This window comes from Actinomycetota bacterium, from assembly GCA_030684515.1.
In the GTDB taxonomy this organism is placed as follows: Bacteria; Actinomycetota; Actinomycetes; order S36-B12; family S36-B12; genus UBA11398.
This window is the reverse complement of the sequence record JAUXVJ010000019.1, coordinates 1-25,404: the sequence shown is the minus strand read 5'-3', so window position 1 is coordinate 25,404 and position 25,404 is coordinate 1. Positions and strand designations below refer to the sequence as shown.

General features: G+C 59.6%; 21 protein-coding genes. 12 read left to right on the top strand and 9 right to left on the bottom strand.

Translation table 11 applies throughout. The features are described 5' to 3' along the window. The 3 genes from cydD to Q8M73_08470 are packed head-to-tail and all read left to right on the top strand — an operon-like array spanning position 1 to position 4,292. On the top strand, positions 1-1,671 hold the full coding sequence (gene cydD, locus Q8M73_08480; protein MDP2288581.1) for a thiol reductant ABC exporter subunit CydD: 1,671 nt from the start codon (positions 1-3) through the stop codon (positions 1,669-1,671). After that, positions 1,668-3,431, top strand: coding sequence for a thiol reductant ABC exporter subunit CydC (cydC, locus tag Q8M73_08475; protein ID MDP2288580.1), 1,764 nt, complete (start codon positions 1,668-1,670; stop codon positions 3,429-3,431). The genes cydD and cydC overlap by 4 nt, the downstream gene beginning before the upstream one ends. Positions 3,432-3,467: 36 nt before the next feature. Then, entirely contained in the window at positions 3,468-4,292 is an 825-nt protein-coding gene (locus Q8M73_08470) for a carbon-nitrogen family hydrolase (GenBank protein ID MDP2288579.1), read from the top strand. On the opposite strand, the gene Q8M73_08465 is transcribed toward Q8M73_08470, so the two are convergent. Together Q8M73_08465 and Q8M73_08460 are read right to left on the bottom strand one after the other, a co-directional pair. Then, positions 4,270-5,019, bottom strand: coding sequence for a L,D-transpeptidase family protein (locus Q8M73_08465; GenBank protein ID MDP2288578.1), 750 nt, complete (start codon positions 5,017-5,019; stop codon positions 4,270-4,272). The genes Q8M73_08470 and Q8M73_08465 overlap by 23 nt on opposite strands. After that, positions 5,016-7,025 (bottom strand): cytochrome c oxidase assembly protein, encoded by a 2,010-nt coding sequence (locus Q8M73_08460; protein ID MDP2288577.1) that lies wholly within the window; start codon positions 7,023-7,025, stop codon positions 5,016-5,018. Before Q8M73_08460 ends, Q8M73_08465 begins: the two co-directional genes overlap by 4 nt. 128 nt (positions 7,026-7,153) lie before the next feature. Between Q8M73_08460 and Q8M73_08455 the strand changes: the two genes are divergently transcribed. Genes Q8M73_08455 through Q8M73_08440 form a run of 4 tightly spaced genes read left to right on the top strand, consistent with a single transcriptional unit; the run spans position 7,154 to position 12,127 of the window. After that, the gene (locus tag Q8M73_08455) at positions 7,154-7,666 is read left to right on the top strand and encodes a DUF6069 family protein (GenBank protein MDP2288576.1); all 513 of its coding nucleotides are present in this window, start codon (positions 7,154-7,156) and stop codon (positions 7,664-7,666) included. A gap of 58 nt (positions 7,667-7,724) precedes the next feature. Beyond that, positions 7,725-9,299 carry an MFS transporter gene (locus Q8M73_08450; protein ID MDP2288575.1) on the top strand — a complete coding sequence of 525 codons (1,575 nt, stop codon included), beginning with the start codon at positions 7,725-7,727 and terminating at the stop codon, positions 9,297-9,299. A 41-nt stretch (positions 9,300-9,340) separates the two neighbouring features. Continuing rightward, positions 9,341-10,564, top strand: a complete 1,224-nt coding sequence (locus Q8M73_08445) for an MFS transporter (protein MDP2288574.1) — start codon at positions 9,341-9,343, stop codon at positions 10,562-10,564. A 39-nt stretch (positions 10,565-10,603) separates the two neighbouring features. Then, complete coding sequence (locus Q8M73_08440; protein MDP2288573.1) at positions 10,604-12,127, top strand: MFS transporter; 1,524 nt, start codon at positions 10,604-10,606, stop codon at positions 12,125-12,127. Positions 12,128-12,133: 6 nt separating this feature from the next. Here the strand turns inward: Q8M73_08440 and Q8M73_08435 are convergent, their stop codons facing one another. From Q8M73_08435 to Q8M73_08425, 3 genes are all read right to left on the bottom strand, one after another. Next, positions 12,134-12,955, bottom strand: coding sequence for an ABC transporter ATP-binding protein (locus tag Q8M73_08435; protein ID MDP2288572.1), 822 nt, complete (start codon positions 12,953-12,955; stop codon positions 12,134-12,136). 28 nt (positions 12,956-12,983) lie between these two features. Next, entirely contained in the window at positions 12,984-13,895 is a 912-nt protein-coding gene (locus tag Q8M73_08430) for an ABC transporter permease (GenBank protein ID MDP2288571.1), read from the bottom strand. 90 nt (positions 13,896-13,985) lie between these two features. Then, positions 13,986-14,882: a sulfotransferase gene (locus Q8M73_08425; GenBank protein MDP2288570.1), complete on the bottom strand. Its 897-nt coding sequence runs from the start codon at positions 14,880-14,882 to the stop codon at positions 13,986-13,988. An 86-nt stretch (positions 14,883-14,968) separates the two neighbouring features. Between Q8M73_08425 and Q8M73_08420 the strand changes: the two genes are divergently transcribed. Then, positions 14,969-17,209 (top strand): bifunctional glycosyltransferase family 2 protein/CDP-glycerol:glycerophosphate glycerophosphotransferase, encoded by a 2,241-nt coding sequence (locus Q8M73_08420; protein MDP2288569.1) that lies wholly within the window; start codon positions 14,969-14,971, stop codon positions 17,207-17,209. Here Q8M73_08420 and Q8M73_08415 read toward each other — a convergent pair. Continuing rightward, positions 17,181-18,794 (bottom strand): sulfatase, encoded by a 1,614-nt coding sequence (locus Q8M73_08415; protein MDP2288568.1) that lies wholly within the window; start codon positions 18,792-18,794, stop codon positions 17,181-17,183. The genes Q8M73_08420 and Q8M73_08415 overlap by 29 nt on opposite strands. A gap of 169 nt (positions 18,795-18,963) precedes the next feature. On the opposite strand from Q8M73_08415, the gene Q8M73_08410 reads away from it, so the two are divergent. Next, positions 18,964-19,440 carry an acyltransferase gene (locus Q8M73_08410; protein MDP2288567.1) on the top strand — a complete coding sequence of 159 codons (477 nt, stop codon included), beginning with the start codon at positions 18,964-18,966 and terminating at the stop codon, positions 19,438-19,440. A gap of 12 nt (positions 19,441-19,452) precedes the next feature. After that, positions 19,453-20,997, top strand: a complete 1,545-nt coding sequence (locus Q8M73_08405) for an acyltransferase family protein (GenBank protein MDP2288566.1) — start codon at positions 19,453-19,455, stop codon at positions 20,995-20,997. 5 nt (positions 20,998-21,002) lie between these two features. Here the strand turns inward: Q8M73_08405 and Q8M73_08400 are convergent, their stop codons facing one another. Further along, positions 21,003-22,457, bottom strand: a complete 1,455-nt coding sequence (locus Q8M73_08400; GenBank protein ID MDP2288565.1) for a diguanylate cyclase — start codon at positions 22,455-22,457, stop codon at positions 21,003-21,005. Between the two features lie 208 nt (positions 22,458-22,665). Here Q8M73_08400 and Q8M73_08395 point away from each other — a divergent pair, with 208 nt between their 5' ends. Continuing rightward, the gene (locus tag Q8M73_08395) at positions 22,666-23,244 is read left to right on the top strand and encodes a DM13 domain-containing protein (protein ID MDP2288564.1); all 579 of its coding nucleotides are present in this window, start codon (positions 22,666-22,668) and stop codon (positions 23,242-23,244) included. Between the two features lie 29 nt (positions 23,245-23,273). Here Q8M73_08395 and Q8M73_08390 read toward each other — a convergent pair whose 3' ends face one another. Next, a complete protein-coding gene (locus Q8M73_08390) occupies positions 23,274-23,474 on the bottom strand; it encodes a hypothetical protein (GenBank protein MDP2288563.1) in 201 nt (66 codons plus the stop codon). Positions 23,475-23,723: 249 nt separating this feature from the next. On the opposite strand from Q8M73_08390, the gene Q8M73_08385 reads away from it, so the two are divergent. Continuing rightward, positions 23,724-24,818, top strand: coding sequence for a potassium channel family protein (locus Q8M73_08385; GenBank protein MDP2288562.1), 1,095 nt, complete (start codon positions 23,724-23,726; stop codon positions 24,816-24,818). 62 nt (positions 24,819-24,880) lie between these two features. Here Q8M73_08385 and Q8M73_08380 read toward each other — a convergent pair whose 3' ends face one another. Next, positions 24,881-25,342, bottom strand: a complete 462-nt coding sequence (locus Q8M73_08380; GenBank protein ID MDP2288561.1) for a rhodanese-like domain-containing protein — start codon at positions 25,340-25,342, stop codon at positions 24,881-24,883. Positions 25,343-25,404: the final 62 nt, after the last annotated feature.

Here is a 25,404-nt window from a genome sequence, read left to right as displayed (position 1 = left end):
GTGAAACCAGTGGATGCGCGCCTGCTCCGCTACGCGCGCAGTTCCCGTGGATTTCTCGTTCTAGCCATACTCGTCGGCACAGCCATCGCGCTGGTGGTGATCGTTCAGGCACGACTGCTGTCCGGCGTGATCGTCGACCTCACATCTGATGGCGCGAGCTGGGCCGATGTCACACCCGCTGTGATTGCACTCGCCCTGGTCTTCGCTGTGCGTGCCCTCCTGCATTGGTTTGCCGAGACCACCGCTTTTCGTTCGTCAGCCCAAGCCAAGCGTGAACTCCGTGCATCGGCAGAGGCAGCAGTCTTGCGAGGCGGGGCATACGGCCCGGCAGGCGCACGACCCGGTGAAATGGCAGCACTGCTCTCCCGGGGCGTTGATGGACTGGATGCCTACTACGCGAGGTACCTTCCGCAACTGGTACTTGCGATCATTGTTCCGCTGACCATTGTCGGCGTGGTGCTCGGCTCTGATGTGCTGAGCTCAGTGATTCTTGCGATCACCATTCCGCTTATCCCGCTCTTCATGGCCTTGATTGGCATGTACACCAAGTCACGCGTGGATCGTCAGTGGCGAGTCCTGGGGCGGCTGTCCGGACACTTCCTGGATCTCGTGTCCGGCTTGCCAACGCTGAAGGCCTTCGGGCGCGCCAAGGCGCAAGAGCGGGCGATCCGAGGCATTGGTGAGGAGTACCGCTCCTCCACTATGGGTGTCCTTCGCATCTCATTCCTGTCGTCTCTGGCGCTGGAGCTTCTGGCCACCATTTCAGTAGCACTCGTCGCGGTAACAGTTGGCCTGCGACTTGCTGAAGGACAGATTGAGTACCGCACTGCGCTGTTTGTGCTGCTGCTCGCTCCAGAGGCCTATCTGCCCTTGCGCATGGTGGGCCAGCAGTTTCATGCTGCGGCCGAGGGCATGGGCGCGGCCGAACAGATCTTTGCCCTGATCGAGTCAGTGCCCAGTGAACACGACGCTTCGGGGGAGATAGGCGGGCGTTTGCGCGAACTGGGCGTCAGTGACGTGAGCGTGAGCTTTGACCGACATGAAGCATTGGCTGCCGTCAGTTTCCGCGCTCGTGCAGGTGAGATCACTGCGCTCGCAGGCCCGTCGGGTGCTGGCAAATCCACTCTGCTTGCCGTAATCATGGGACTGATCGAGCCCACCACCGGTCATGTGTGGGTGCAGACAGATGAGGTAATTGAACAAAGCTCTGTCGCAAGAGATCTGTGGCTGCAGCAAATCGGCTGGGTCCCCCAACAACCCCGGCTGGTCTCCTCGTCACTGGCCGCACAGATCTCCATTCGCCAAGCCGTCACTCTTGGCGCCCCGGCAGCGACGGATACTGCAGTGTGGTCCTCACTGACACAGGCAGGCGTTGCTGCCGAATTCTCAACAGATTCGACCGGTCTTGATCGAATCATCAGCGTTGACGGGAGCGGGCTGTCGCTCGGTCAGGCACAGAGAATTGCATTGGCGAGGGCGCTGATTCGACAGCCCAGGATCCTGATCCTTGATGAGCCGACAGCTGCACTTGATGCGCATAGTGAGAGTGCAGTGCTGCACGCTCTGCAAAGCGCAGCAGAGCAAGGTGCGATCGTGCTGGTTGTTGCTCACCGGCCGGCGATGCTGGCCATAGCTGACCAGGTTGTGTACATACCGGGACCGCAGCAATGACGATTGCAGCTGAACGCAGACTCTGGCAGGCCATGCGATCCCAACGCTGGGAACTGGCCGGCGCAACGCTGCTCGGGCTGATCGCATCCGCCTGTGCGGTCGCACTGCTTGGCACTGCGGCCTGGCTTATCGCAACCGCGGCCGGCGCACCTCCCATCCTGACTCTGGCGATTGCGGCCGTGATGGTTCGTGCCTTTGCGCTCGGGCGGGCAATCTTTCGCTATGCCGAGCGCGTGACGGGGCACGATGCCGCATTCCGAGGCCTGGTCGGGCTGCGGGTATCGGTGTACGCGCAGCTGGAACGTCTAGCACCGAGCGGAATTGCGCACTTTGGTCGCGGAGATCTGCTGGCTCGAGTCGTGGCCGACGTTGACACGGCCGTGGATCTTCCATTGCGGGTGGTGCTCCCGTGGCTGCAGGGCGCACTCGTCATGCTGGGCACGGTCGTCTTCTTCTGGTGGCTGCTGCCATCGGCTGCAGTGCTGATGCTCGTCGTGGGCCTTGTTGCCGTGATTGCGGTGCCGTTGCTCATTTCGCGACTCACCGCCAAGGCTGAAGCGCGACTGGCGCCGTTGCGGGGCGAGCTCTCGTCGTCACTTGTCACGGCTTTTGCGGCCGCCTCGGACATTGAAGCCTTTGGTGCACAAGGGTCGGTGGGCGAGAGGCTGGCGAGCATCGATGAGCAGTTGACGCGCCTGGGCCGCCGTGAATCCTTTGGTCTTGGGCTCTCCAGTGCCTTGATGACAGCCGTGCAAGGTCTTGCTGTGGTGGGAAGTCTGTGCCTGGTCGGACCAGCGGTGATCGAGGGGCAACTTGCTCCAGTGTGGTTGGCAGTTGCGGCGCTGCTGCCTCTGGGCGTGTTCGATGTGCTCGCTGTGATCCCAGGTTCGGCGATTGCGGAGCAGCGGGTACGCGCCGCAGCATTGCGCCTGGATGCGCTGAGTCAATTGCCCTCACCTGTGACCCAGCCACCCACACCGGAAACTCTTGTGGCGGGCTTTACAGGTGTGACGCTGCATCAGGTACGAGTGCGACTCGGGTCGACTGAGAGTGAGGTACTGGAGGACATCAGCTTCTCCATCGAGCCAGGCGAACACGTCTATGTCGTCGGACCAAGTGGCGCGGGAAAATCGACCCTGGTCTCAGTGCTGATGGGCTTCACTTCGTACATCGGATCTGTCACGTTCAATGGTCAAGAACTCAGTTCTGTTGATCCGGACGACCTGCGAACGCACGTGGGTCTGTTGGAGCAACGCGCGCACATTTTCGGAACGAGCATTGAAGAGAATGTGTCACTTGGGCGTGACGGTGCTGACGAGCAGCGCGTGACTTCCGCACTGCACGAAGCCCGCCTCACGACCATGCTCGCGCGGCTTCCCGAAGGTGTGCGCACAGCAGTTGGCACCTTCGGCTCGTCCATTTCCGGCGGTGAAGCACAGCGCATTGCGGTAGCGCGACTACTGATCGAACCGCGCCCACTGATCCTCCTCGACGAACCCACAGCACATCTGGATGCTGAGAATGCGGCCGGGCTCGAAGCACTGCTGCGCGAGGATTTTGCTGGGCAGAGCACTGTCACGATCACGCACAACCTGCTTGCCATTCCCGCCCAAGCGCGAGTGCTGGTACTTCAGCAGGGCCGACTCACCGAGTCGGGTAGCTGTGAGCAGTTGGCGGGGGCTGGTGGTTGGTTCGCTCAGCAACACGCTGCCCAGCGCGACTTCGAGGAGCTCGCGGAGAGGGCTATTCCGCAAGCGTGACCGTGGTTGTTGCTGCTTGAGTTCTAGGCTCTGGACATGTCGGTGTCGGTCGCGCTGCTTCAGCTCGATGTCTCAAGCGCGGAGTCTGTGGATGCGCGCGTGGCTCGCGTGCTCAACCTGATCCCGCGCGCGGCAGCAAATGCCGAGTTTCTGGTGCTCCCCGAGTTGTGGCACGTCGGAGCCCACGATCTGGATTCGATCAGGACACATGCGCAGTCGATCAATGGATCGCTTGCCCGTCAATTGAGTGCTGCCGCGCATGCGCAAGGAGTCTGGCTTCACGCCGGTTCGATAGCTGAACGCGATGCGACGGGTCAGTTGTTCAACACCAGCCTGCTGTTCGCGCCAAGCGGGGAGCTTCGCGCCAGCTATCGCAAGATTCATCTCTTTGGCTTTGATTCGGGTGAGAGTTCGGTACTGACTGCCGGAACTGAACTCGTCCAGACGCAGACGCCGCTCGGTCGCACGGGATTGAGCACGTGTTATGACCTGAGGTTTCCTGAACTCTTTCGCGCACTCGGTGCCGCTGGCGTTGAATCGCTGGTCATCCCAGCTGGCTGGCCGGCTGCCCGAATCGAGCACTGGAATGTGCTCCTTCGAGCCAGGGCAATTGAGAACCAATGCTGGGTGCTGGCATGCAATGAGGTCGGCTCACAGAACACTGCGGACGGCTCGATCCTGCTCGGGGGGTTCTCAGCGGTGATCGACCCTCTTGGGGAGGTTGTTGCTCAGGGGAGCGCTGAAGAATGTGTCGTCTTCGCATCGGTGGATGTCACAACTGTGCAAGACATACGAAATGCGTTTCCTGTGTTGCGCGACATCAAGCTGACGCCTGACTTCAATTCAGAAGATCAGACTTGAGCCCAATGACCACGACAGGTCTGGCGGACGGATCCAACCACTGAACAATGCGGCGCATGTCCGCGCGCGGCATGCTGACACAGCCAACAGTCGGCTCACCCTTGGATACGTGCAAGAAGATTCCCCCACCTCGCCTTGTATTGGTCGGCTGCTTTGCAACTCGCACGCCGCTGGCTGTCTTGGTGATGGGCCCGGTGGGCTCGTTGAAACTGGTCGTTACGACGTAGTCGTACTGCGGTCCCAGCTGCCACAGATGCTCGACGTACCCGCCGTACGAACGCCAGCTGCGATTGACATCCTGGAAGAGGTTGTACGTCGACGGCACCTTGGGGTTATACGTCCAGGCGTCATTTCGATCGATATGGATGTACGGAAGCTTGGCACCGGGATCGGGCAGTCGCCCAAACGCGGCATTCAATGCGTACGTACCCATGGGTGTAGTGCCAGTTGACTGTCGTCGTTGATCACCCGGCATCAGGCCATGTCGTCCAAGAAATGCTGTGGTCGAGGGCCCCACTTGCCGCCAGCCGTCTGATGTCCGCTCATATGCAGCCAGGGTGGCTGTTGTCGACGACAGACTCTTCGCAGTGACGAGCACGACTTGACTGCTCCTGCTCGTGCCCGGAAGGTCAAGAGTGTCGGCAGCAGCCACCGATGAGGAGCTTGCGTGGCCGAGCACTGCGATGACGCAACACGTCGCTGCTCTGCCAATCCAACGCCGGCTCATTGTTGACGTCGATCTCGTTCAGCCAGCCGCGCCAGCTGGTCGTTGTAGGCATTGAGTTCGAGGTTCCCGTCTCGATCTGCTTGTCGGTCATTCCGCTTGGCTTCTCTGTCGTCACTGCGCGCCCATTGAATCGAGATCACGATCATGACAATGAGTGTGGGAATTTCTGCCAAGGCCCAGGCTACTTGTCCGCCATTGAGCGAATCCTGCAGTAGGTCGGGTATCCACGGAGGGCGAACAATGCCGAACCACTCTTCAGCGAGCGGGATTGAGCTCATCATCAGCACGACCGCAAAGAATCCGTGCACTGCCAAGGCGAGGAGAAGCAGAAGCAGACGAGCCCAATAGGACAGAGGTCGCGGTCGTGGATCAATGCCGATGACCACCCAGTAGAACAAGTAGCCCGAAAGCAGGAAGTGCAGTTGCATGACGATGTGGCCGGTGTGGCTGCCCATCAGCCAACCGAATGCAGGCGTGACGTATAGCCCATAGAGGCCAAGGACGTACACGACAAACACGTAGAAGGGGTTGGTGAGAATGCGCGTGATCCAGCTATGCAGAAACCAGACCAACCACTCACGTGGTCCTCGCTCATGTCCGTGCGATGGACGCAGAGCACGCAGTGCAAGAGTCGCGGGTGCGCCAAGCACCAACAGGATCGGAGCCAGCATGGTCAATGTCATGTGCTGCAACATGTGCAGGCCAACGGAGACCTGTGCGTATTCAGAGATGCCCGCGTTGGTGCACCACACGACTACCACCAGGCCCAGCAGCCAGGAGATCGTTCGACCCCATGGCCACTTGTCGCCTCGAGAACGCAGTCGAGAAACGCCATAGATGTAGAGCGCGGCAGCTATCAGGCAGCCGACGAAGAAGAGCGGATCCAGACGAAATCCGAAGGTGACAGAACTGAAGGTGGGAGCGGGTGGGTAGGCAAAACCCAGGAGGCTCTCGCCGTAGGAGAGGAACTGCTCCTCGATGCGAGGCGGGGCAGATGATGCGAGCGCCACGCCGAGTGCGACCGCGACACCCATGGTGAACAGCTCAAGGCCAGCCACGCGAGCAAACACTGCGACGCGGGAGCTCGTCAGCGAATTGATCACGCGCTGGCGCATCACCCATGCGATGACTCCCAGAGCGACCAGAAGGAGCAGCTTGAAGATGATCACCTGGCCATAGCCGGTGGTGAATAGCTGGTTGACGGTATCCAGTCGGGTGTAGGCATTGCCGAGTCCACTGGCAGCGACCAGAACAAAGGCGATCAGCGCGATGCTGGAGAACTTCTGCACGGCCCTTTGAATGGGCATGTCTTTTCGCACAGCGTGAAGCGCCAGGGCGAACAGTCCGCCCATCCATAGGAAGGCCCCAAGCACGTGCGCGACTCCACTGGTGATCGCCATCGCGTGGTCACCGAGCCCGGCGCCGTGGCCGCCGAGGGAGGGAAGTGCGGCAGCGAGAAGTGAAAGGACCAGCCATCCCATGGCTGCACCTGTGGAAGAGCTCAAGAAGCAGCCGATCGCGACCACGATTGCCAGTACGCCAACGACGATCAGAGCGCGGGTAGCCGGCACTTCATTTGCGTACGTGGCGATCAGCTGCGGATTCAGCGCTTCACTGAGCGTCAGGCCAAGGACATTGGCAAGAGTGAAGACCATCTGTGCGAGCGCCAGAACCGCCCATGCGCAGGCTGCGATGCCGGCCCGCACGAGGTCTGTTCGCCCGGCTGGTGAGACCACACCGTTCTTGCCGGCGGGATCCAGGACGGCTGCGGCAAGCAGCCAGCCGATTGTGGCCAGAGCGGCAAGGTCGGTCAGGAGCCGAAGGATCGGCGAACCCCAGACCACAACTGGTCCAGGATCGGGCAGTCCAAGTGCTGGCACCTCATAGGAACCGCCCGCAATGACCAGCCCGACTGCTACGACACTGACCAAGGCCAGGACCAAGGCCAAGCCGAGCAAGCGGAGCGGTACGCGAGTGACAGGAATCGTCGCAGTTCTTGGGGTCATGCGAGCCTGGATTTCCACACTCTGCGACCTTACGCCGCAGTTCAGTCGGTGGGCCGCTCGGCTGGGCCTGTGCGCTTGTGAAGACTTGCCTGTGGGCAAGGCGCTCTGGGCTTGGGCACAATATGCACATGACCCGCCTCTGGCTGCACTCTGTGACGCCAATTGCCCCGCCGCGGTCTTCCAATCCGCGACTGGGAACCTTGCTTTACGCAGCCCTTGTCACCGGGAGCTGGGCCGGAATCCTTTCACTGGCGATCTACGGGCTTGGACGTCTGCTGGGTGTGCCCTTCGCTGTTGTGCTGCGGCAAGGCGAAGCAACAGTGCAGGTGCCTTGGTACTTCCCACTGCTCGTGCCGGTGCTGGCTGCGCTGCTTGCCGGCATGGCAACGGTTCTGGTGCTTGGACGTCGGCATGCCAGAGCAATGGTGTTGTGGGCGGGAGCCTTGCTCGCACTGGCAAGCCTGGTGCTGCCCGCGATGCAGCCCAGTTCTGTGCTCTGGTCCACGCGCATCTGGTTGCTGGTCATGCACGTGGTCGCTTGGTTCCTGATTGTTCCTCAACTAGCGCGCATCGCTGGTGACTCTGAGCCCTCCGCAAGTGAGGTCCGCGAGCTTGTGTCGCAGACTCAACAGCCTCGCTAGGGGTTCGCGTAGGGCAGAACGTGAGATTTAGCCCATAGTGCAGTGAGAGACTGCAGCAATGTCTCACGCCCAAGAGCATGGGCATCCACAACGCTGGTGGGTCCTTGTCGTTCTCTGTGTAGTGCTCGTGACCGTCACCATGCAGGTGTCGATCTTGAACACTGCACTGCCGACTTTGGTTCGTGAGCTTGGCGCCAGTGACGCTGAATTGCAGTGGATCGTTGACTCCTACATCGTGGTCCTTGCCGGCCTTCTGCTGACCGGCGCGGCAATTGGCGACAGGTTCGGCCGCAAGAAGGCATTGATTGCAGGTCTGGCCATCACCTTGTTGACGACCTCGGGTGCAGCGCTTGCGACAGATCCTCTTCAGTTGATCATCTGGCGCGCATTGATGGGGGTCGGCGCGGCTCTCACCTTGCCAGCGACTCTATCGATTCTCGTTGACGTCTTCCGAGAGGCAATGGAACGGCGAAAAGCAATCGCCTACTGGTCGCTGATGAACGCCATTGGCTCCTTCATCGGGCCCATCACCGGTGGATTGTTGTTGGCCTGGTTCAGCTGGCAGTCCTGCTTCCTTGTGAACCTGCCATTCCTCGCCGTCACGATCGTGCTGTGCATGCTGATGGTTCCCGATTCTCACGACCCCGACGCGGCCCGATTCGATCTGCTGGGCGCATTGCTGTCCACTGTCGCACTTGGGTCATTGATCTGGGCTGTGATTGAAGGCCCGAGCCATGGTTGGACCAGTCCGCCGATTCTTGCCGGTTTCGCCCTGGGAGTTGGCGCCAGCCTGCTCTTTGTCGTCTGGGAGAACCACACCTCGACTCCGATGTTCGAGATGTCCTTGCTGAAGAGCCCGCAGTTGAGCGCAGCTGCTGTGACCTTGACCATCGCGTTCATCGCCATGTCAGGCGCGATGTTCCTGGCGACTATCTCCCTGCAGTTGGTGAAGGGCTATTCACCTTTGCAGGCTGCCATCGCAACTTCTGGCCCGATTGTTGTCGTCAACCTGATCGTTGTACCGCGTGCACCATGGATCATGCAGCGCTTTGGCCTTCGCAAGACCATTGCCTTCGGCACCGCCATGACTGGCGTTGCCGCGCTGGCCATCACCACCACCTCCACGACATCGGCCTATTGGATGCTGGGACTCGGCTTTGCACTGATGGCAGTTGCATTCAGCGTCTTCATGCCTGCAAGCACCGAGGCGATGATGACTGCGGTACCTCCGGAGCGTTCCGGCGGCGCCTCTGCGCTCAACCAGATCACCAGGCAATCTGGCCAAGCCTTGGGCATCGCTCTGCTGGGTGGCATTGCCACAGTTGGATTCCAGGCGCGGTTCAGTGACAACGCCCCAGCTATTGAAAATGTTTCGGCTGAAGCGGTCACGCAGGCGGGTTCCTCGCTCTCAGCGGCCGTGCACTTGGCTGATTCCCTTCCGGAGGCCTTGCGTGGTCCTTTGCTGGACATTGCAGGTTCTTCGTACATCTTCGGCATGCGCCTGGCACTGGTCGTGGCCGCGATGCTCGCATTTGCTGGTGCTGCGTATGCCGTCATGGCAATTCCTTCGCGCATTACTCACCACGAAGACACCCCGCAAGCTCGCAGCGAGGTCGAGGACGTCGCGACCTGATACTGAGAGCAAGAGTGCACCTATGAGAGTGAGCACGCTTGATGGCAATTGGCACCTTTGTTTCGTTGGCACAGCCGAACTACCGGAAGTTCTTTGCCGGCCAGGCTGTGTCGCTTATCGGAACCTGGATTCAATCGATCGCCATGGGATGGCTCGTTCTTGAGATCTCCGGATCTGCAACGTCCATTGGTCTGGCTGTGGCCTTCCAATTTCTTCCGGTGCTTGTCTTCGGTCCCTATGGTGGCGTGCTCGTTGACCGATTCAAGAAGCGCAAGCTGCTGCTCATCACACAGTCACTTGCAGGTGTGCAGGCGGCCCTCCTTGCTGTGCTTGTCCTCACCGATCATGCGTCTATCGGGCTGGTGTTGGCACTGTCATTGATGCTCGGCTTCATCTATGTGCTCGATATGCCGGCTCGACAGGCGTTCGTGCGCGAAATGGTGCCGCCAGAGCTCGTACGCAATGCCATCAGCTTGAACTCAGTCGTCATCAACGGCGCTCGCATTGTTGGACCAGCAGTTGCTGGCGTGATGATCGCGACGATTGGACTGGGCTGGTGCTTTGCCGTCAACGCGGCGAGTTTCATTGCGGTCATCGCTGCGTACGCTTCCATGAAGGGCGAGCTCCTGCTTCCCAGTGAGCAAGTGGATCGCGCTCCGGGTCAACTGCGCGAAGGACTGCGCTATGTCTGGCGCACACCTGATCTTCGAGTGCCACTGGTCATGATGTCGGTCGTGGGCATGCTGGCCTATGAATTTCAGGTCGTGCTGCCAGCCTTCACCGCAGAGACTTTTCACGGTGACGCTTTTGATCTCGGTGTGATCTCGGCTGCGATGGGTGTCGGAGCAGTCATCGGCGGACTCGTCAGCGCAACTCGTCAGACCAGCGGCATCAAGGCGATTGCCGTTGCCTCATTTGCCTTTGGTTTGGCCATACTTGTCGCGGCAGCGATGCCCAGTGTGATCTGGGCTGCGGTGGCCATGGTTCCGGTCGGTGCCGCCAGTGTCTGGTTCACCTCGGCTGGCAATAGCGCCGTGCAGTTGCACACAAGTCCACAGATGCGTGGTCGGGTGATGTCCTTGTGGACCGTTGCCTTTATTGGCAGCACGCCTATCGGCGCTCCGATTGTCGGATTGATCGCGGAGACGGCGGGGCCGCGATGGGCTCTTGCAGTGGGTGCCGCTTCGGCCTTGGCAGCCGGTGTATATGGCGCGCGTTGGGCTGCGCGCATGCATGCCTTGCCAACAGCGCCGCCCGCTGTCTAGTTCATCGCTTCCTTGTCATCGACACCTAGGATCGCCGACGTGCGCTCAGTGAATCGATGGACCGTGCTTGCCGTGCTGTCCGGTGCACTTGCATTGATCTCCTTGGACAACACCATCGTCAATGTGGCTCTGCCACGTCTTCAGCAGGACTTGGACGCCACTACTGCGCAACTGCAGTGGGTCGTTGATGCCTATTCGGTGATGTTCGCGGGAAGCCTGTTGATTGCTGGTTCACTTGGCGACCGATTCGGCAGACGACGCATGCTGGTCATCGGCCTGGCAATCTTCACCGTCGGTTCTCTGGCGGCCGCGTTGTCAGTCAATGCCTCTCAGCTGACTGTGTGCCGAGGCCTGATGGGCATCGGTGGCGCGTGCATCATGCCGTCGACTCTGAGTGTTCTTGTACAGGTGTTTCCAGACCGCACAGAGCGCGCACGAGCGATTGGCATCTGGGCAGCGGTGGCAGGGCTGGGTGTGGCCATTGGCCCCATCATTGGCGGAGTGCTGCTGGAGTACTTCGACTGGCAGGCAATATTTCTGGTCAATCCACCGATCGCGCTCGCACTGCTTGCTGCCGTGCTCATCCTGGTCCCGGAGTCGTGCGATCCGCAGCGACCTCGACTGGATCTCATCGGTGCGGCACTGTCTGCAGTCGGCCTCATTGCCTTGGTGGTGACGATCATTGAAATTCCGGATGCGGGACTGGGCACGTTCACATTGACTTCGGCCGGTGTGGCAATTGCATCGCTGGTCGGCTTCGTGTGGTGGGAGCATCACTCGCCACGGCCGATGCTGCCGATGCAGTTCTTCGCCAATCGGCTGTTCTCCACGGCGATTGTCCTTGTGGGCGTTGTGTATTTCGCATTGATGGGCGCGATGTTCTTCCTTCCGCAATTTCTGCAACTGGTCCAAGGTATGAGTCCCCTGGAATCAGGATTTGCCATGCTGCCCGGCGCTCTGGGCTTGCTACTTGCCTCGGTCGTGAGCCCTCGACTGGCCGAGCATTTTGGTGCGCGTCGCCTCGTGATGTCGGGCATGGCCATCGTCACCATCGGGCTTCTAGGCTTCAGCTCCTTGAGTCCAACGACCGCCTACGCATTCATCGCCTGTGTCTTCGGCCTGATGGGCATCGGACTGGGGCTGACTCTGCCGCAGGCAACCAATGCAGTGCTGGCCTCCGTGCCCACGGAGCGATCTGGCATGGGTTCTGCGGTCAACGATGCGGTCGCCGAGCTCGGTGGCGCCTTTGGAGTAGCCATTCTTGGAGCCACCATGTCGATCACCTACCGGCAGCACATCGAGGCCGAAATCCTCGCTGCTGGGGATCGCATCAGTCTCGTTCCCGATTTTGCGGTCCAGGCAGCGCGCGAGTCCTTGGCAGCGGCGTCAATTGCTGCGGGGCAGATCCCATCGAATGTCGCAGGGGTCTACAGCGAAGTTGCGGGTGATGCTTTTGTGTCAGGTATGGGGTGGGCGATGACCATTGGCGCGGTGATTGCAGCCGCTGGAGTAGTGATCGCGTGGCGCTACTTTCCAGCGAGCGTTGAATTAGTAGAGGAGTAGCACCCGTCACATGTCGTTGAGGACTGCTGAAGTCTTCTTCACATGCATGTAGTCGGTGTAGGCGTTGACTACCTCTTCGGGGTTGCCGCGCATCATCAGTTTTCCGTGATCAAGCCAGATGCAGTCTGTGCTCATGTTGATGATCGTGCGCAAGGCGTGCGAGATCAACAGCATGGTGCTGGAGTTGTCGACCAGTTGCTGCATGCGCTCTGTGGCCTTCTCCTTGAACACAGCATCGCCAGTGGACAGCGCTTCATCGATCAACAGGATGTCGGGGTCAAGGTGAACCGCGACACTGAAGGCGAGTCGGGCAGCCATGCCAGATGAGTAGGAACGCATGGGCATTTCGATGAAGTCACCGATATCGGCGAATTCAGCGATGCGCTCATAGCGGTCCTCGAGCTCATCCTTGGTCAGCCCAGCTGCCAAGCCACCCAGGATCACGTTCTCACGACCGGTGAGCTGGCGATTGAATCCAACACCCAAGGAGAGCAGTGTGCTGGTGCGCCCCACCACCTCCACCTTGCCGCGCGAAGGCGGCACGATGCCAGCCACCGTCCGCATGAGCGTGCTCTTGCCAGCGCCGTTGTGACCGATGATGCCAAGTACCGTGCCGCGATTGACCTGGAACGACACATCCTTGAGCGCCTCGACTGTGCGTACTGAACGCTTGCCACGGCCGAGGCGGACGATCGCCTGCTTCAAGGTTGGGCGCTTCTCAATGGTGGTCCGGTAGGTGACATCAAGATCTGAGACAGTGATGGCCACTTCGTTGGAGATCGAGCGGTGTGCGATCTGCGGGATCGGATCACCCATTTCGTCTTCCATCAGCACTCACCTCGATTCTTGGCCCGGGTCAAATTCGCACCGCAAACTCACGTTCGCGGGAGACGAAGTACAAGGTTCCGATCAGCAGGGTCCCAAATGCCCAGGCTGCTGAACCCAACCACCAGCTCAGTGACGGCATGACCCCGCGAGCGAGAGTGTCGGTCCATATGCCGAGCAGCGGAAACAGCGGATTGAAGTACTCCAGCTTCAGCATCCATGGCTGCAATTGGTCGGCGTAGTACAGCACTGGTGACAGGTAGAGCCAGATTCTGGTGGCGTATGGCAGGAACTGCGTGGTGTCACGGAAGTAGACCTGCACAGTTGCCATGAGCGCGGCAAGACCAGCAGCGAAGACGAAGATCAACAGGAATGCTGGGATTGCCATGAGTTGGACTGGGCTGAAGTGCACAGTGTTGAGTTCCACGCAGACGCCAGCTGCATCGCAGGAGACTGGATGAGGCCCGACAAAGGCGAAGTAGGTGAAGAAGGCCAGCAGAATGATGAGTGATGGCAGGAAGCGGAAGAAGGCTGTTCGCAATGCAGACCATGGCAGCAGCAAGAGCGGAAATGCCGTGTTGAGCACGAGACTGCCACCGCTCACTACAGAATTTGCGCCGGCGCTCATCGTCGCCGAGATGAAGTTGAAGGCGAAGAGCCCGGCAAGCAGGTGAAGAAAGAAATCTGGACCGCTATTGCCGCCGCGGATGATGTTGACGAGCAGGAAGTACACCGCAGCATTCAGCGCCGGGCTGATGACGAGCCAGAACTGCCCGAAGAATGTGTTGGTGTGAGCTGCGCGCATCGATGCTCGTGACAGTTCGATGGCAAAGTGACGTCGGCGCCACAAGGTGACGAAATAGGTGCTCAGGCGGGGCAGCCCGGCGCGATGAGGAAGGAAGACGTGGACTGGACGGTCCGGTGTCCCCACTCGTTCGCTCATCTATTGCCTACTTTGTTCATTGGGCTGCATACCTTAGAAGCCCCGCGCGGCCCATCATGCCCCGGCGCTGCAGCCCGCACGTGCACCGACTCAGGAGACAAGAGGGATCTGGACCCCCTGGTCGTGCAATTGCTCGACCATCTCGCCATAGACACGATCGATCTCCAAGGTGGTGTCGGAGTCGAACTGGGTGCGCCAACGTCCCACATGGGCATTCTCGGCGTTCACTGTCTCGTCAAACCATGACTTCATGCCAGGGTCCAGTGGCACGTTGAGGAAGTCACAGATGCGCTGCAAGGTCTGCTCGCGTTCGCGATCAACCAGATCCAGCATGTCCACGATGATGCAACGCCCTGGCGCGCTGGCCAGAGTTGCCTGATGAATCAGCAGGGTCCGCTTCTCCCATTGGCGCAGGGAGGCGAAGATCTCGTTCGGGCCAAAATTCTGCTCAACAAATGAGGCAGCCACGTCGCGGCCGTCGCGAATCATCGCAATGACCTGCGATTGTGGGTAGATCGGCTCGATCTGCTCCGAAATCCGGGCATTCGCCGGAGTGGTATCGACCCAGCGACGACCCTTGGCCTCCGCGGCAACCTTGGCCATGATGGCGTAGGTGAAGTTCTGTGAGGCTGCCACTGGATCCTTGCCGAACTCCGCGAGATAGGCCTCGCCGAGCAGATTAAGGTCCTCGATGCTGATCGAGGTGTGCAGTCCGATCTTGGCTGCACGCCAGAACCACAGGGTCTTGGTGCGCTCCAAGCACAGGCGCGCCTCACGCTTGGAGCGCAGACGCCGCCGCAATGGTCCCTTGGCCATGGTCAGCGCCTCGGCGACTCCGTGGTCATTTGCCAGGAACCTGATCTCTGGTGGATCGGTGAGCATCAACTCGGGATGGTGCCCAAGAATCTGTCCGAGAATCGTGGATCCACTGCGGCCAGTGCCACCTACGAGTACTGGATTGAGGCAGTCATTTGATCCCAAATTCACCCGCTGACCCTACTACAGCGCCGTTGTGAGACTCCTGACCAAACATGCGCGAGAGCGTCAGTGTGCAAGGCCTATCCTCAACCTTCATGGCGTTCTTCTCCATCATCGTTCCGGTGTACAACGTGCAGTCGTACATCCGTGCCTGCTTGGAATCGGTGCTTGAGCAGGACTTCAGCGATTTTGAAATTGTGGTGGTCAACGACTGCACTCCTGATCACAGTGGCCGCATCGTCGACGAGATGGCCAGCCTGGATCCCCGCATTCGACCCGTGCATCTGGAAGCAAATGTTGGCCTGGGCATGGCTAGAAACGCTGGCCTGGCCGCTGCTACTGGCGAGTACATCTTGTTTCTCGATGGAGACGACACATTCGCTCCTGGCTCCTTGAAGTCCATTGCCGACAAATTGCGGGCAAACGACTTGCCCGAGGTGTTGATCTACAACTACTCGCGCGTGTGGTGGGACGGCAGGCAGGCGGTCAGCTGGGGAGCCGAGTTGCTGGCCAATCTCTCAGTGGGTGTCTTCAGGCCGCAGGAGCACCGACGCCTGTTCAACCTGCTGCCGATCGCCTGCAACAAGGCCTATCGGCGAGATTTTCTGCAGGAACTCGATGTGCATTTTCAAACCGGCTTGTATGAGGACATTTCCTATACGTACACGGTGCTGCTCAATGCGCGCACTGCAGTTTCCCTGAATCGTGTGGTGCTGCTCTATCGACAGCGTCGCTCAGGAAACATCCTTGGTACGACCAGTCCCAGACACTTCGATGTATTCGCTCAGTACGACCGAGTGTTCGCTGAAGCTGATCGCATTGGTATCAGCGAAGGCATGCGTCGACACTTGTTCGACATCATGGTCAATCACTATGTGATCATCCTTCAACACGGCGGAAGACTTGCAAAGTCCGAGCGACGACGGTTCTACGAGCAGGCGACAGTCTCCGTCCAACGTCACACCCCGGAAGCTGAAGGTGATCACACTCAGAATCGTCCGAGCAATATTCGCGCTGGCTTGTTTCGCAAGAAGTCCTACCGCTCCTTTGCTATGTACAGCTGGGTCGATCAGAAGCGGGCGCCGACTCGTCGCTTCATAGGGCGCATCTATTGGCCGGTCCGTCGCACCTTGCGCAAGGTGCGTGCTGTCGGACGTCTGTACTACATCGTTGCGCGCATGCGACCCATGGATCCCAAGCTTGTGGTGTTCTCCGAATACTGGGGAAGCGGATTCGGATGCAACCCCAAGGCGATCTTCGACGCACTGCCCGAGGTCGCCCCCGACTTCAAAGCCGTGTGGATCATGGACAAGGACAAGGCTGCTCGCCTGCCGGCAGGCGTTGCTCATGTGGCTCCCAACTCCCTGAAGCAGTGGGTTGTGCTTGCCCGCGCCAAGTACCTCGTCAACAACGTGAATTTCCCGGGGGCCTTCGTCAAGCGCCCAGGTCAGCAGATGATCCAGACGATGCATGGCACTCCGCTGAAACACTGTGGCTTGGATGTCATGGGTCACGATGTGGCAAGCAATGCAATCGATCCCAAGCGGGTGGCTCCGCGCAAGGGAAACCGCGTCGTTGCAACTGACGCAGCGCGTAGTCGTCAGGAATTTGTGGACCTGCTCCGGCGCAGCGATAACTGGGATTTCGCTGTGAGTTCAAATCCATACTCGACAGAGATGTGGGGGCACGCGTATCCGTGTTCATACACCTGGCTTGAATATGGCTATCCGCGCAATGACGTACTGGTGAATGCGACTTCGGACGATGTGCAGGCAAGCCGTGCGCGCCTGGGCGTGAAACCTGATCAACAGGTGGTCCTGTACGCGCCGACCTACCGCGATGTTGAAGGCGACACTTCATTGCGTATCGACTTCGCAGACTTGATTGAGCACGTTTCGGAAGATTACGTGTTCATCGTTCGCGCGCACCACACCACGAGCCTGGGGCCGCGCATCAACGATCTGGTGGCCTCGGGCCGGGTCATTGATGGTTCGGCATTGCCGTCAATTGTCGATTGCTATCTGGCGGCCGACTTGCTCATCACGGACTACTCATCAGTGATGTTCGACTTCGCAGTGCTCAATCGTCCGATCGTGATATTCGCTGATGATTGGGAGGCATATCAGGAGGCGAGAGGGACATATTTCGATCTGCTTGCGAGCCCGCCAGGGGCCGTGGCGATCAATCAGGCTGAACTCGTCAAGGTCTTCGTCAACCGCGAGTTCCAGGACGCACAGAGCGCGCAGCGCCTGGCCGAATTTCGTGCCCGCTTCTGTCCCTTCGATGATGGTCAGGCCGCGCGTCACATCATTGAACGAGTAATGCTGGCCCGCTGATCGTCCCGTTGGGCATGCTGTCGGCAGTGCGGCAGCTCTCACCGCTGCAGCGCTTCATTGCCTCCAGCTGTGCGCGCAGTTGAGCGAGGATTGCCGGATTCGTTGTGCGCACAACGTTGTTCATTTCATAGGGATCTGTGCGCAGGTCGTACAACTCGACGTCCGTGTTCACGTATTCAACGTAGAGCCATTGCTCGCTGCGCAGCGCGTGAAAATTCGGCGCAACAATGCGTGAATAGTCAGGATCGCTTGGTTTGGTACGCGCCAGACTCTCTGTCAGCGTGGCAGTGCGCCAAGGCACATCAGTCTGGCCATTCAGCAGCGGCATCAAACTGCGACCGTCCACGTAGCTGGGAGTGTCTGCCTTGAAGATCTCAGTGATCGTGGGTCCCAGATCCACCATTGAAGTGGTTTTGCTGATGGTTGCTCCTTGGGCGATGCCCGGGCCGATGAAGATGGCAGGCACGACCGCGTCCTCGCGGAAGGCGGACTGCTTGCCGGTGGGAAGTCGATGCACGACTGCGTGATATCCGTTGTCGGAGGCGACGATGATCAACGTGTTGTCAAGATGACCGGAGGCTTTCAGCTGTGCGCGCAGAGCGTCATATGAGTCGGCTACAGACTCCGCAGAACGCAATCGCTTGCGCCACAACTCGTCGAGATTGGCCACCTGCCTGGAGGAGAGAGTGGGCTGGGCCTTCAGCCAGCTCACCTCATCCGTGCCCTTGGTGTTGAAGGAAGGTACTCGCGGTTGAACGCCGGTGAGATGGGTTTGAGCGTTCTGCGGTGCCACCGGAAAGGGCGTGTGCGGGTTGTAGCTTGCAAACTCCATGAAGAACGGTGATTGCAAGGTCGAAAGGTGCTGCGCCGCATCCAAAGTCAGTACGTCGTTCAAGAAATCACTCGGCCCTGATCCGTATTTCTCCAAGGTGCCATTGACGTTGAGGGTGTAGTTGTAGCCCTCGTAGGCTTGATTCCTTGATGTTGATGTCTCGAAGTAGTCCCAGCCCGGGGGGATGTAGTTCTCAGTTGGAGCATTGAGCGGAAAGCCGTTGAGGTACTTGCCGAATAGCGAGGTCTTGACCCCCGACTTCTGCAGCCACGTCGGCAGGCAATCGTTCTGCAGATCGCGTGCGTAGAACTTCTGCCACCCGCCGCCGGTCTGCGGCACATTGGAGATCACGCGGTGGTTATGCACGAATTGGCCGCGCATGAACGAGGTGCGCGATGGACAGCACAGCGAATTGGTCACGACGAAGTTCGTGAGAGTTGTTCCGGATTCTTTCAATGCTGCGAGTCGCGGGACCTGGTCGAAGACCGTCCAGTCCAAGTCATCGGCAAGCAGCAGGACCACGTTCTTGATGTCTGATGTCGATCCGATGGTTGTGGGTTCGGGTGTTGCCGTTGGAGCGGGTGAGTCTGAAACAGCTGGTGTTGCCGGGCTCTCACCTGGCAGTGCCTCACCTGCTCGTGCCGAATTGGAGAGTCCGACCATGAGCAGCGCGAAGACCGCCATGATCACGCCCACGGTGGTGAGCGCAGCCGTCGTGACCTCGACTCGCTTTCGGCCGTGGACCTCGGTCAAGACTCTGCTCCTGAAAGTGTGGACGGGATGGGCCAAGTGGCCGGTCGTCCAGAATACGTCAAGGCTGCGATGTCCCCAGCCGCACACGACTCGCTGTCGCGCTCGTCACATCTGTGTCAGTCATAGACTGTGGCTCGAATGTGGGGCTGACGGGCTGTTGGAGGAATGAATGACGCCGCAGGCCCTGCCATCTTCGAATACGCGCGAGAACCGCCGTGAGGATATTCAAGGCCTAAGGGCGCTCGCCGTTGGATTTGTGGTTGCCTTCCATGCTGGCCTGCCCCTTCCAGGTGGATTCCTCGGCGTGGACGTCTTCTTCGTCATATCTGGATTTGTCATCACAGCCATGCTCGCACGCGAATGGGTGCGGACGCAGAGTGTGAAGTTCTCAACGTTCTATGCGCGGCGCTTTCGCCGCCTCACGCCAGCGCTGGCGCTGCTGGTTGGCGTCGTCGTCGTGGTCTCCGCGCTCATTCAGTCGCCGATGGGCGATCAGCAGATTGCGGCCCAGACCGGGATCGGCGCTCTACTGCTCACCGCGAACGTGGTGATCGCAAAGACCACAGGTGGCTATTTCGATGCACCCGCAGCTTCGAACCCATTGCTGAACACCTGGTCGTTGTCCGTTGAAGAGCAGTTCTACTAGATTTTCCCGCTCTTGTTGTTCATCGGTTGGAAGCTTGCCAAGAGAGCCAACGCTCGTTGGATTCCAGCTGCCTTGGTTGGGCTGGTGGCCGTGCTTTCGTTCGCCATTGCCATGCTGGAGGCTCAGGGCTATCAGATTCCACTCATGCCAAGTTGGGTCAGCGGCTTCTACGGCCCGGCAAGTCGAGCGTGGGAGTTCGCAGTCGGTGCCTTGCTCGCACTGGCGGCCAGCAAGGTGGAGATCCGCCTCTCCCGCGTCACTGCGTTGATCCTCGGCTTCGCCGGCGTGATCGGTTTGGTTATCTCACTTGCATTAGTTGACGAACAGACCGTGTGGCCAGGGCCATGGACGATTCTGCCTGTCGTGAGCACCTTGCTTCTTCTTGCGTGCGGCATGCAGGGAGACAACGCGGTGAGTCGATTCCTTGGGCGATCGCCATTTGTGGCAGTGGGAAACATTTCGTACTCCTGGTATCTGTGGCATTGGCCGTTCATCGTCTTCGCCTTGATGCTGTGGCCCAGCACTCCGGGGATCGCCTTCATTGCTGCAGTTGCATCGTTGCTGCCATCCATTGCGTCGTACAACTGGCTCGAGCAGCCCATCAGAGGTCTCCGCGATGTCAGCAAGCCACGCATGGCTCGACTTGTTGCCTTCACCATGGTGCCCCCTATCGTCCTTGCTTTTGCTCTGTGGTCGGCTGCGGAGAATGGGTTTTGGAACCCGCGTGTGCAGAACTTCGTCGCTGCCGTCTCACCCATGCACGCTGGCAACGCGGCTGGCTGCAACAAGTCCATTGCGCCGAGCGAACTCAGACCAAATGCCTGTCTGTGGAACGCTGACGCAAAGGGAGCGCCGGTGTACTTGATCGGTGATTCACACGCCGATCATTTGAGCGAGGCGGTCATTGGAGCAGCGCAGTCAAGTGGTCGACCTCTTACCATCGCCACAGCAAATGCCTGCCCGTTCATTGACGTCCATTTCCGTTCGTCTGCGGCTCCCAAATCCAAGTGCCGTCAATTCGTTCAGAAGACTCTCACTTGGCTCAAGGACCAAGCACCTGGTGATGTCGTGCTGTCAAGTTCCAGTGTCTATTGGAATTCAAAGGTGTTCTCTGCGGGTTCGACGACCGATTCGATGACCAATCAGCGCGAGGCGAAGGGCGCAGTTCTTCTTGCCGGTCTGGAATCGACTGTCCGGCAGCTACAGGAGACAGGTCATCGCGTGATTCTTGCGCAGGACGTGCCGTACTTCGCTGAGCCCTATGCCTCTGATCCGCACCAGTTCTCTGCCATTGAACTTGCAAGTGGGTCGAACCTGAAGTCAGTGATGCCACTGGCTTTTGCGGATGCAAACCAAAAGGCGGCTCGCGCGGGGATTGCGGCTGCGGCCGCAGCCACGGGAGCCAAAGTCGTGGAACCCCGCATGTACTTCTGCCCGCAGGATCAATGCACAACGCAGTTGGGCGATCTGTACTTGTATCGCGATGACGGGCACATCTCCATCGGTGCCAGCAAGCAGTTGGTGCCGCTGTTCAGGAGAGCTCTCGCCGCGAATTGAGACGTTCAGCTGGTGATGTCGAGCTCGAGTTCCAATAGATCTCTTCTTGTGGATCGCGATGCCTGCATGGCACTTGCTGCTCGCAGTTGCGCCTCGACAGGATCCTGGTCTCCGCGCAGAAGCGCAGCTCCAGAGGAAACGGAAAGACCTTCGGGAGTAGCTCGTACCACGCGACGAAGTGTTTCCTGGGTTTCCTTCATCGATTCGCGCTGAACCATCAGGGCGAATCCGTCAGGTCCATAGCGAGCGAGCACATCGTTGGCGGTGAGCTCTTCGAGCCAGGCGATAGTCGCGGACACCAGCAGCAGGTCGCTGACGTGCTGGCCTCTTGCTGTTCGAAGTTGCTCGGCATTGTCAATATCAAGAATCGCGATGGTGAGCACGCCGTCAGCCAAGCGAGCGTTCGTCACATTCGTCTGGAGCTGCTCATCCCACGTTTGCTGACTTGGCAGTCCAGTGAGGAAATCCTTGCTGCGGTATTCAGCCAGCTTGGCAGCTTGGAGTTGCGAGGCTCGCAGCAGCAAATGCACACGCACGAGAACCAGTGCCAGCAGAATAAGAATCACCGGGACGAGCCATCGAAGAATGACGGAGCCAGTGATGAACAGTTCGAGCAGGACGATCGCTGGCACCGCCATCACGCTGATGCCGACGATGAGTTGCCTTGTGGTTGAGATTGCTCCTGATTCGGATGGGTCAAGAGGTTCGAATTGCCGCGCTCCAGGCGACAGTGCAGCGAGTGGAATGCACAGCATGGCGGCAGTCCACAGCACCTCCATCGAGCTGACAGGCGTCCAAACGGCGGCGAGGAGCTGGTTGTTGTAGATCAGGTCGTAGGCCAGAAACAGTCCCATTGAAGCTGCGAGCAGGGTGATCGCTGTGCTGCGCGCATGCGGAAGCATGAGCACTCGGACGAGGGCGGCCAACAGCACGAGATCCAGCAGTGGATACAAGAGTGAGAGCACGGTGGTCAAGTCCCACTGCTCAATGGAGCTCCACACCGGGGCAATGACGAATGCTCCAACAATGCCGGCAGCAGCCACGACCATGATCGAAATATCGATCCAAGCTGACAGATCGGCACCTGGATTCAGCTTCCGCGCGAGGATGAAGAGTCCGGTGATTGCAAAGACATAACTGACGAGGTAGAAGAGATCTGCCGTACCAGGAAATGCGGAGACCTTGAGTATCAGTACCTGATAGTCGTAGATGACGTCGCCAATTGCCGTGAGGATCAGGAATCCGCCAAGCCAGAACCACACTGATCGAACACTCTTTGGCAGTCCAAGAAAGGTGAGCACGAAGATCAGGCTCGCGAGCAGCCCGGCGCCACGGGCCACCATGGAACGCTCGATTGAGTCCACGGGAAGCACAGCTATTGCCACCAGCACGATGGCACTGCCAGCCAGCATCGCCCACCACTGTGGTGAGAGTCTTGGTTCCCCCGAAAGCTTGCTCACGCCCCCAGAGTAAAGGTTTATCACCGGCCTCGCTGCCAGGGTCAAAGTGCCGCCAGATTCATCGCAAACCGGCGCACTTGGGTATAGGCGGTCATCGATGGGGAGAAAGCGGGATCATCCATGACCTAGGAACCCCGTGGGTGAATTGCGCGTCCAAGGCCTTGTTGGAAGCACAGCCTGCACCTATGCCCGCACCTGAGGAGTTCATATGAAGGCTCTGCTCCGCCCTGCGGTCGTGATTCCGACAGCACTCGTCGCGGTGCTGGTGTTGTCAGTGGGCATGTACCTCTTTCAGCCCTGGAAGCTTTTCACCAATACGACGGTCAATGAGGCCTCGCCGCTTGCAGCCAGCGCACCGGCGATCGCGCCCGCCACGGCATCGCCCACGCCTGAGCCGTCACGTTCTGCGCCTCCCGCCAAGCCAGCAGCCAAGGTGCTGGCCAGTGGCACCTTCATCAGCCATGAGCATGGAACGTCGGGAGTTGCCAAGGTGATCGGGCTGCCCGACGGCTCGCGAGTCCTGCGCATCGAAAACCTGGACACCAGCAATGGTCCGGACCTGAAGGTCTGGCTCACCGATGCCCCGGTTATCCAGGGCCCAAGCGGCTGGTTGGTGTTCGACGATGGCGCATATGTTGACCTCGGAGCGCTCAAGGGAAACAAGGGCAGCCAGAATTACCGGATTCCGGCCAAGGCAGACTTGTCCGAACTGACGAGCGTGTCGATCTGGTGCGACCGATTCTCAGTGTCCTTCGGAGCTGCGCAACTCAAGCCACTAGCCGCCTGACAGCACGCGTCCACTGAGCAGATTGTCAGCTATTCCTTGCCGCGAGCCTTCTGCTTCAGCGTGAGTGCTCCTTCATAGACCGACAGGATGCTGCCGTCCTGCATCTTCACGTTCCAAATAGGCGGGTTTGTCCCGGGCACGATATTCATGAGCGTGCCCTTCGGGGAGACGGGGTGCGTGCCAAGAGTGATGTCGTCACCCGGGCCAAATACATCTGGGGAGTCGGGCATGGGGCCTCCTTGGCCTGATGTGCGTGAACTGATGCTAGATGCAAGCTGGTGCAAGAGCTGGCGGGATGAGCCATCGGACTCATGTCCATAGTCATGCGCTGTGAACACGCTACGCAGCATTTTCCACGTTCCCTGAAGTGGCCTGCTGATCCACTGACCAGGGCACGTCGATCCTCTGTGGTTTGGCCCTCTCAGCAGTGAAGAGTGCCAAGAAGAATTGCGACATCGTGCTCGGATACATGAGCCCACATGAAGGGATGGGATAGTCGGTTCATGCCTCCCGTGCGGCGTCCCGCTCGCAATGCCGCTGACGATGGCTCGACTGGCACGTTGGGCAACCGACTGCTCTTTGCCAGCGGCCGTTTGAGCCCGGTGCGCAACATCGCTGTCCGCCTGCTGCTCGCATTCAGTGCGATCGTCATCACGACTTTGCTCGTGTACGTGGAGAGGGACTGCTACGCAGATCGCGGGGTCACTGGCACGGCGAGCCTTCTCGACTCGCTCTACTACGCCACAGTCTCGCTCTCCACAACCGGCTACGGCGACATCGTTCCGGTGTGCGACTCGTCGCGCCTTGCCAACATCATGATCATCACCCCGCTGAGGTTCCTGTTCCTCATCGTGCTGGTTGGCACGACTATCGAGGTCCTCACCCAGCGCACGCGCCATGAATGGCGGTCCAATCGATGGAGGAAGCACGTGGAGAACCACACAATCATCGTCGGCTTCGGCGTGAAGGGCCGTTCGGCGGCTCGCACCATCGTCGACAGCGGTAATGCTGCTGGCAGCATCGTTGTCGTCACGAGTGATCACGCAGCAGCTGAGGAGGCCGCACGTTTGGGATATGTCGGCGTGGTCGGGGATGCCAGGCGAGAAGAGGTACTCAAGGACGCCGAGATCAGTAGAGCCGCGCGCGTCGTCATTGCCATTGATGAAGACGATGCCTCGGTGCTTGTGACGCTCACCGCCAGGCGGCTGGCGCCGGATGCCACCATCGTTGTGGCTGCCCGCGAGTCGGTGAACGCTGAGATCCTGCGCCAGTCGGGAGCGAACATCGTGATCCCTACGGCTGAGTCGGCCGGGCATCTCATGGGTCTCTCGCTGGTCTCGCCTGTTGCTGGAGAGATCATGGAGGACCTGCTTGACGCCACGCGTGGACTCAATATTGTTGAACGTGACATCACGCGCGAAGAGTTGGGCATTTCGCCTTCCCGGCTTGATGAGAGTGGCCAGCTCGTACTCGCGGTCGTGCGCTCGGGTCGGGTATTTCGCTTCGAAGAGCAACTCGACGTCCTGCAGCGCGGGGACCGACTGGTGGTGATCAGGGCGGAGGCCTCCCGATGAATTCGCATCAGACTCAGGCTTTGCGTATCGCGTGAGATCTCCTGATGACAGCCCCCGCTCTGCTAGGAGACGGTGGGCAGTCCCGCCTGTTCCCAGCCCACAATGCCGCTCTCGAGCTCGTAGATGCCAGTGATGCCGGCTTGGGACATGACGGCGACAGCCGCCTGTGAGCGGTTGCCACTGCGGCAGTACACCGCGTAGGTACCAGCGGGCTCGAGCGCGCCGATCTGGTTGCCAAAATCAGGGCCTTGGACGTTGTAGTTGACCGCGCCCTGAATATGTCCCGCGGCGAACTCCTCCGGCGTGCGGACGTCGATGATCGTCACGCCGGGGCTGGCCACGACCTCGGCGAACCGGGCGGCATCGACTCTCTCTGGGGCGCTTGGAACCGCGACTGGTGCCGCGGGCCCCTGCACGGCGGACGACCCAGTGGCGTTGCCGACTTCACTGGAGGAGCAGCCGGCAAGGCCGATGCCGATGGTGGCGAGGGCGGCGATGGACAGGGCGAGGGCACGGGTACGCATACCCCCTAGGGTATACCATCCACCCCGGAACTCCTGCGCCGAGTGGTGGGTTGCAGTTTCGG

What these genes read in the sequence shown, in the direction of transcription:
- cydC (MDP2288580.1), top strand. Translation starts at nt 1,668, where the DNA reads ATGACGATTGCAGCTGAACGCAGACTCTGGCAGGCCATGCGATCCCAA.
- Q8M73_08395 (MDP2288564.1), top strand. Translation starts at nt 22,666, where the DNA reads ATGAAGGCTCTGCTCCGCCCTGCGGTCGTGATTCCGACAGCACTCGTC.
- Q8M73_08455 (MDP2288576.1), top strand. Translation starts at nt 7,154, where the DNA reads ATGACCCGCCTCTGGCTGCACTCTGTGACGCCAATTGCCCCGCCGCGG.
- Q8M73_08380 (MDP2288561.1), bottom strand. Translation starts at nt 25,342, where the DNA reads ATGCGTACCCGTGCCCTCGCCCTGTCCATCGCCGCCCTCGCCACCATC.
- Q8M73_08465 (MDP2288578.1), bottom strand. Translation starts at nt 5,019, where the DNA reads ATGAGCCGGCGTTGGATTGGCAGAGCAGCGACGTGTTGCGTCATCGCA.
- Q8M73_08435 (MDP2288572.1), bottom strand. Translation starts at nt 12,955, where the DNA reads ATGGAAGACGAAATGGGTGATCCGATCCCGCAGATCGCACACCGCTCG.
- Q8M73_08385 (MDP2288562.1), top strand. Translation starts at nt 23,724, where the DNA reads ATGAAGGGATGGGATAGTCGGTTCATGCCTCCCGTGCGGCGTCCCGCT.
- Q8M73_08430 (MDP2288571.1), bottom strand. Translation starts at nt 13,895, where the DNA reads ATGAGCGAACGAGTGGGGACACCGGACCGTCCAGTCCACGTCTTCCTT.
- Q8M73_08410 (MDP2288567.1), top strand. Translation starts at nt 18,964, where the DNA reads ATGACGCCGCAGGCCCTGCCATCTTCGAATACGCGCGAGAACCGCCGT.
- Q8M73_08470 (MDP2288579.1), top strand. Translation starts at nt 3,468, where the DNA reads ATGTCGGTGTCGGTCGCGCTGCTTCAGCTCGATGTCTCAAGCGCGGAG.
- Q8M73_08445 (MDP2288574.1), top strand. Translation starts at nt 9,341, where the DNA reads ATGGCAATTGGCACCTTTGTTTCGTTGGCACAGCCGAACTACCGGAAG.
- Q8M73_08390 (MDP2288563.1), bottom strand. Translation starts at nt 23,474, where the DNA reads ATGCCCGACTCCCCAGATGTATTTGGCCCGGGTGACGACATCACTCTT.
- Q8M73_08450 (MDP2288575.1), top strand. Translation starts at nt 7,725, where the DNA reads ATGTCTCACGCCCAAGAGCATGGGCATCCACAACGCTGGTGGGTCCTT.
- Q8M73_08460 (MDP2288577.1), bottom strand. Translation starts at nt 7,025, where the DNA reads ATGACCCCAAGAACTGCGACGATTCCTGTCACTCGCGTACCGCTCCGC.
- Q8M73_08420 (MDP2288569.1), top strand. Translation starts at nt 14,969, where the DNA reads ATGGCGTTCTTCTCCATCATCGTTCCGGTGTACAACGTGCAGTCGTAC.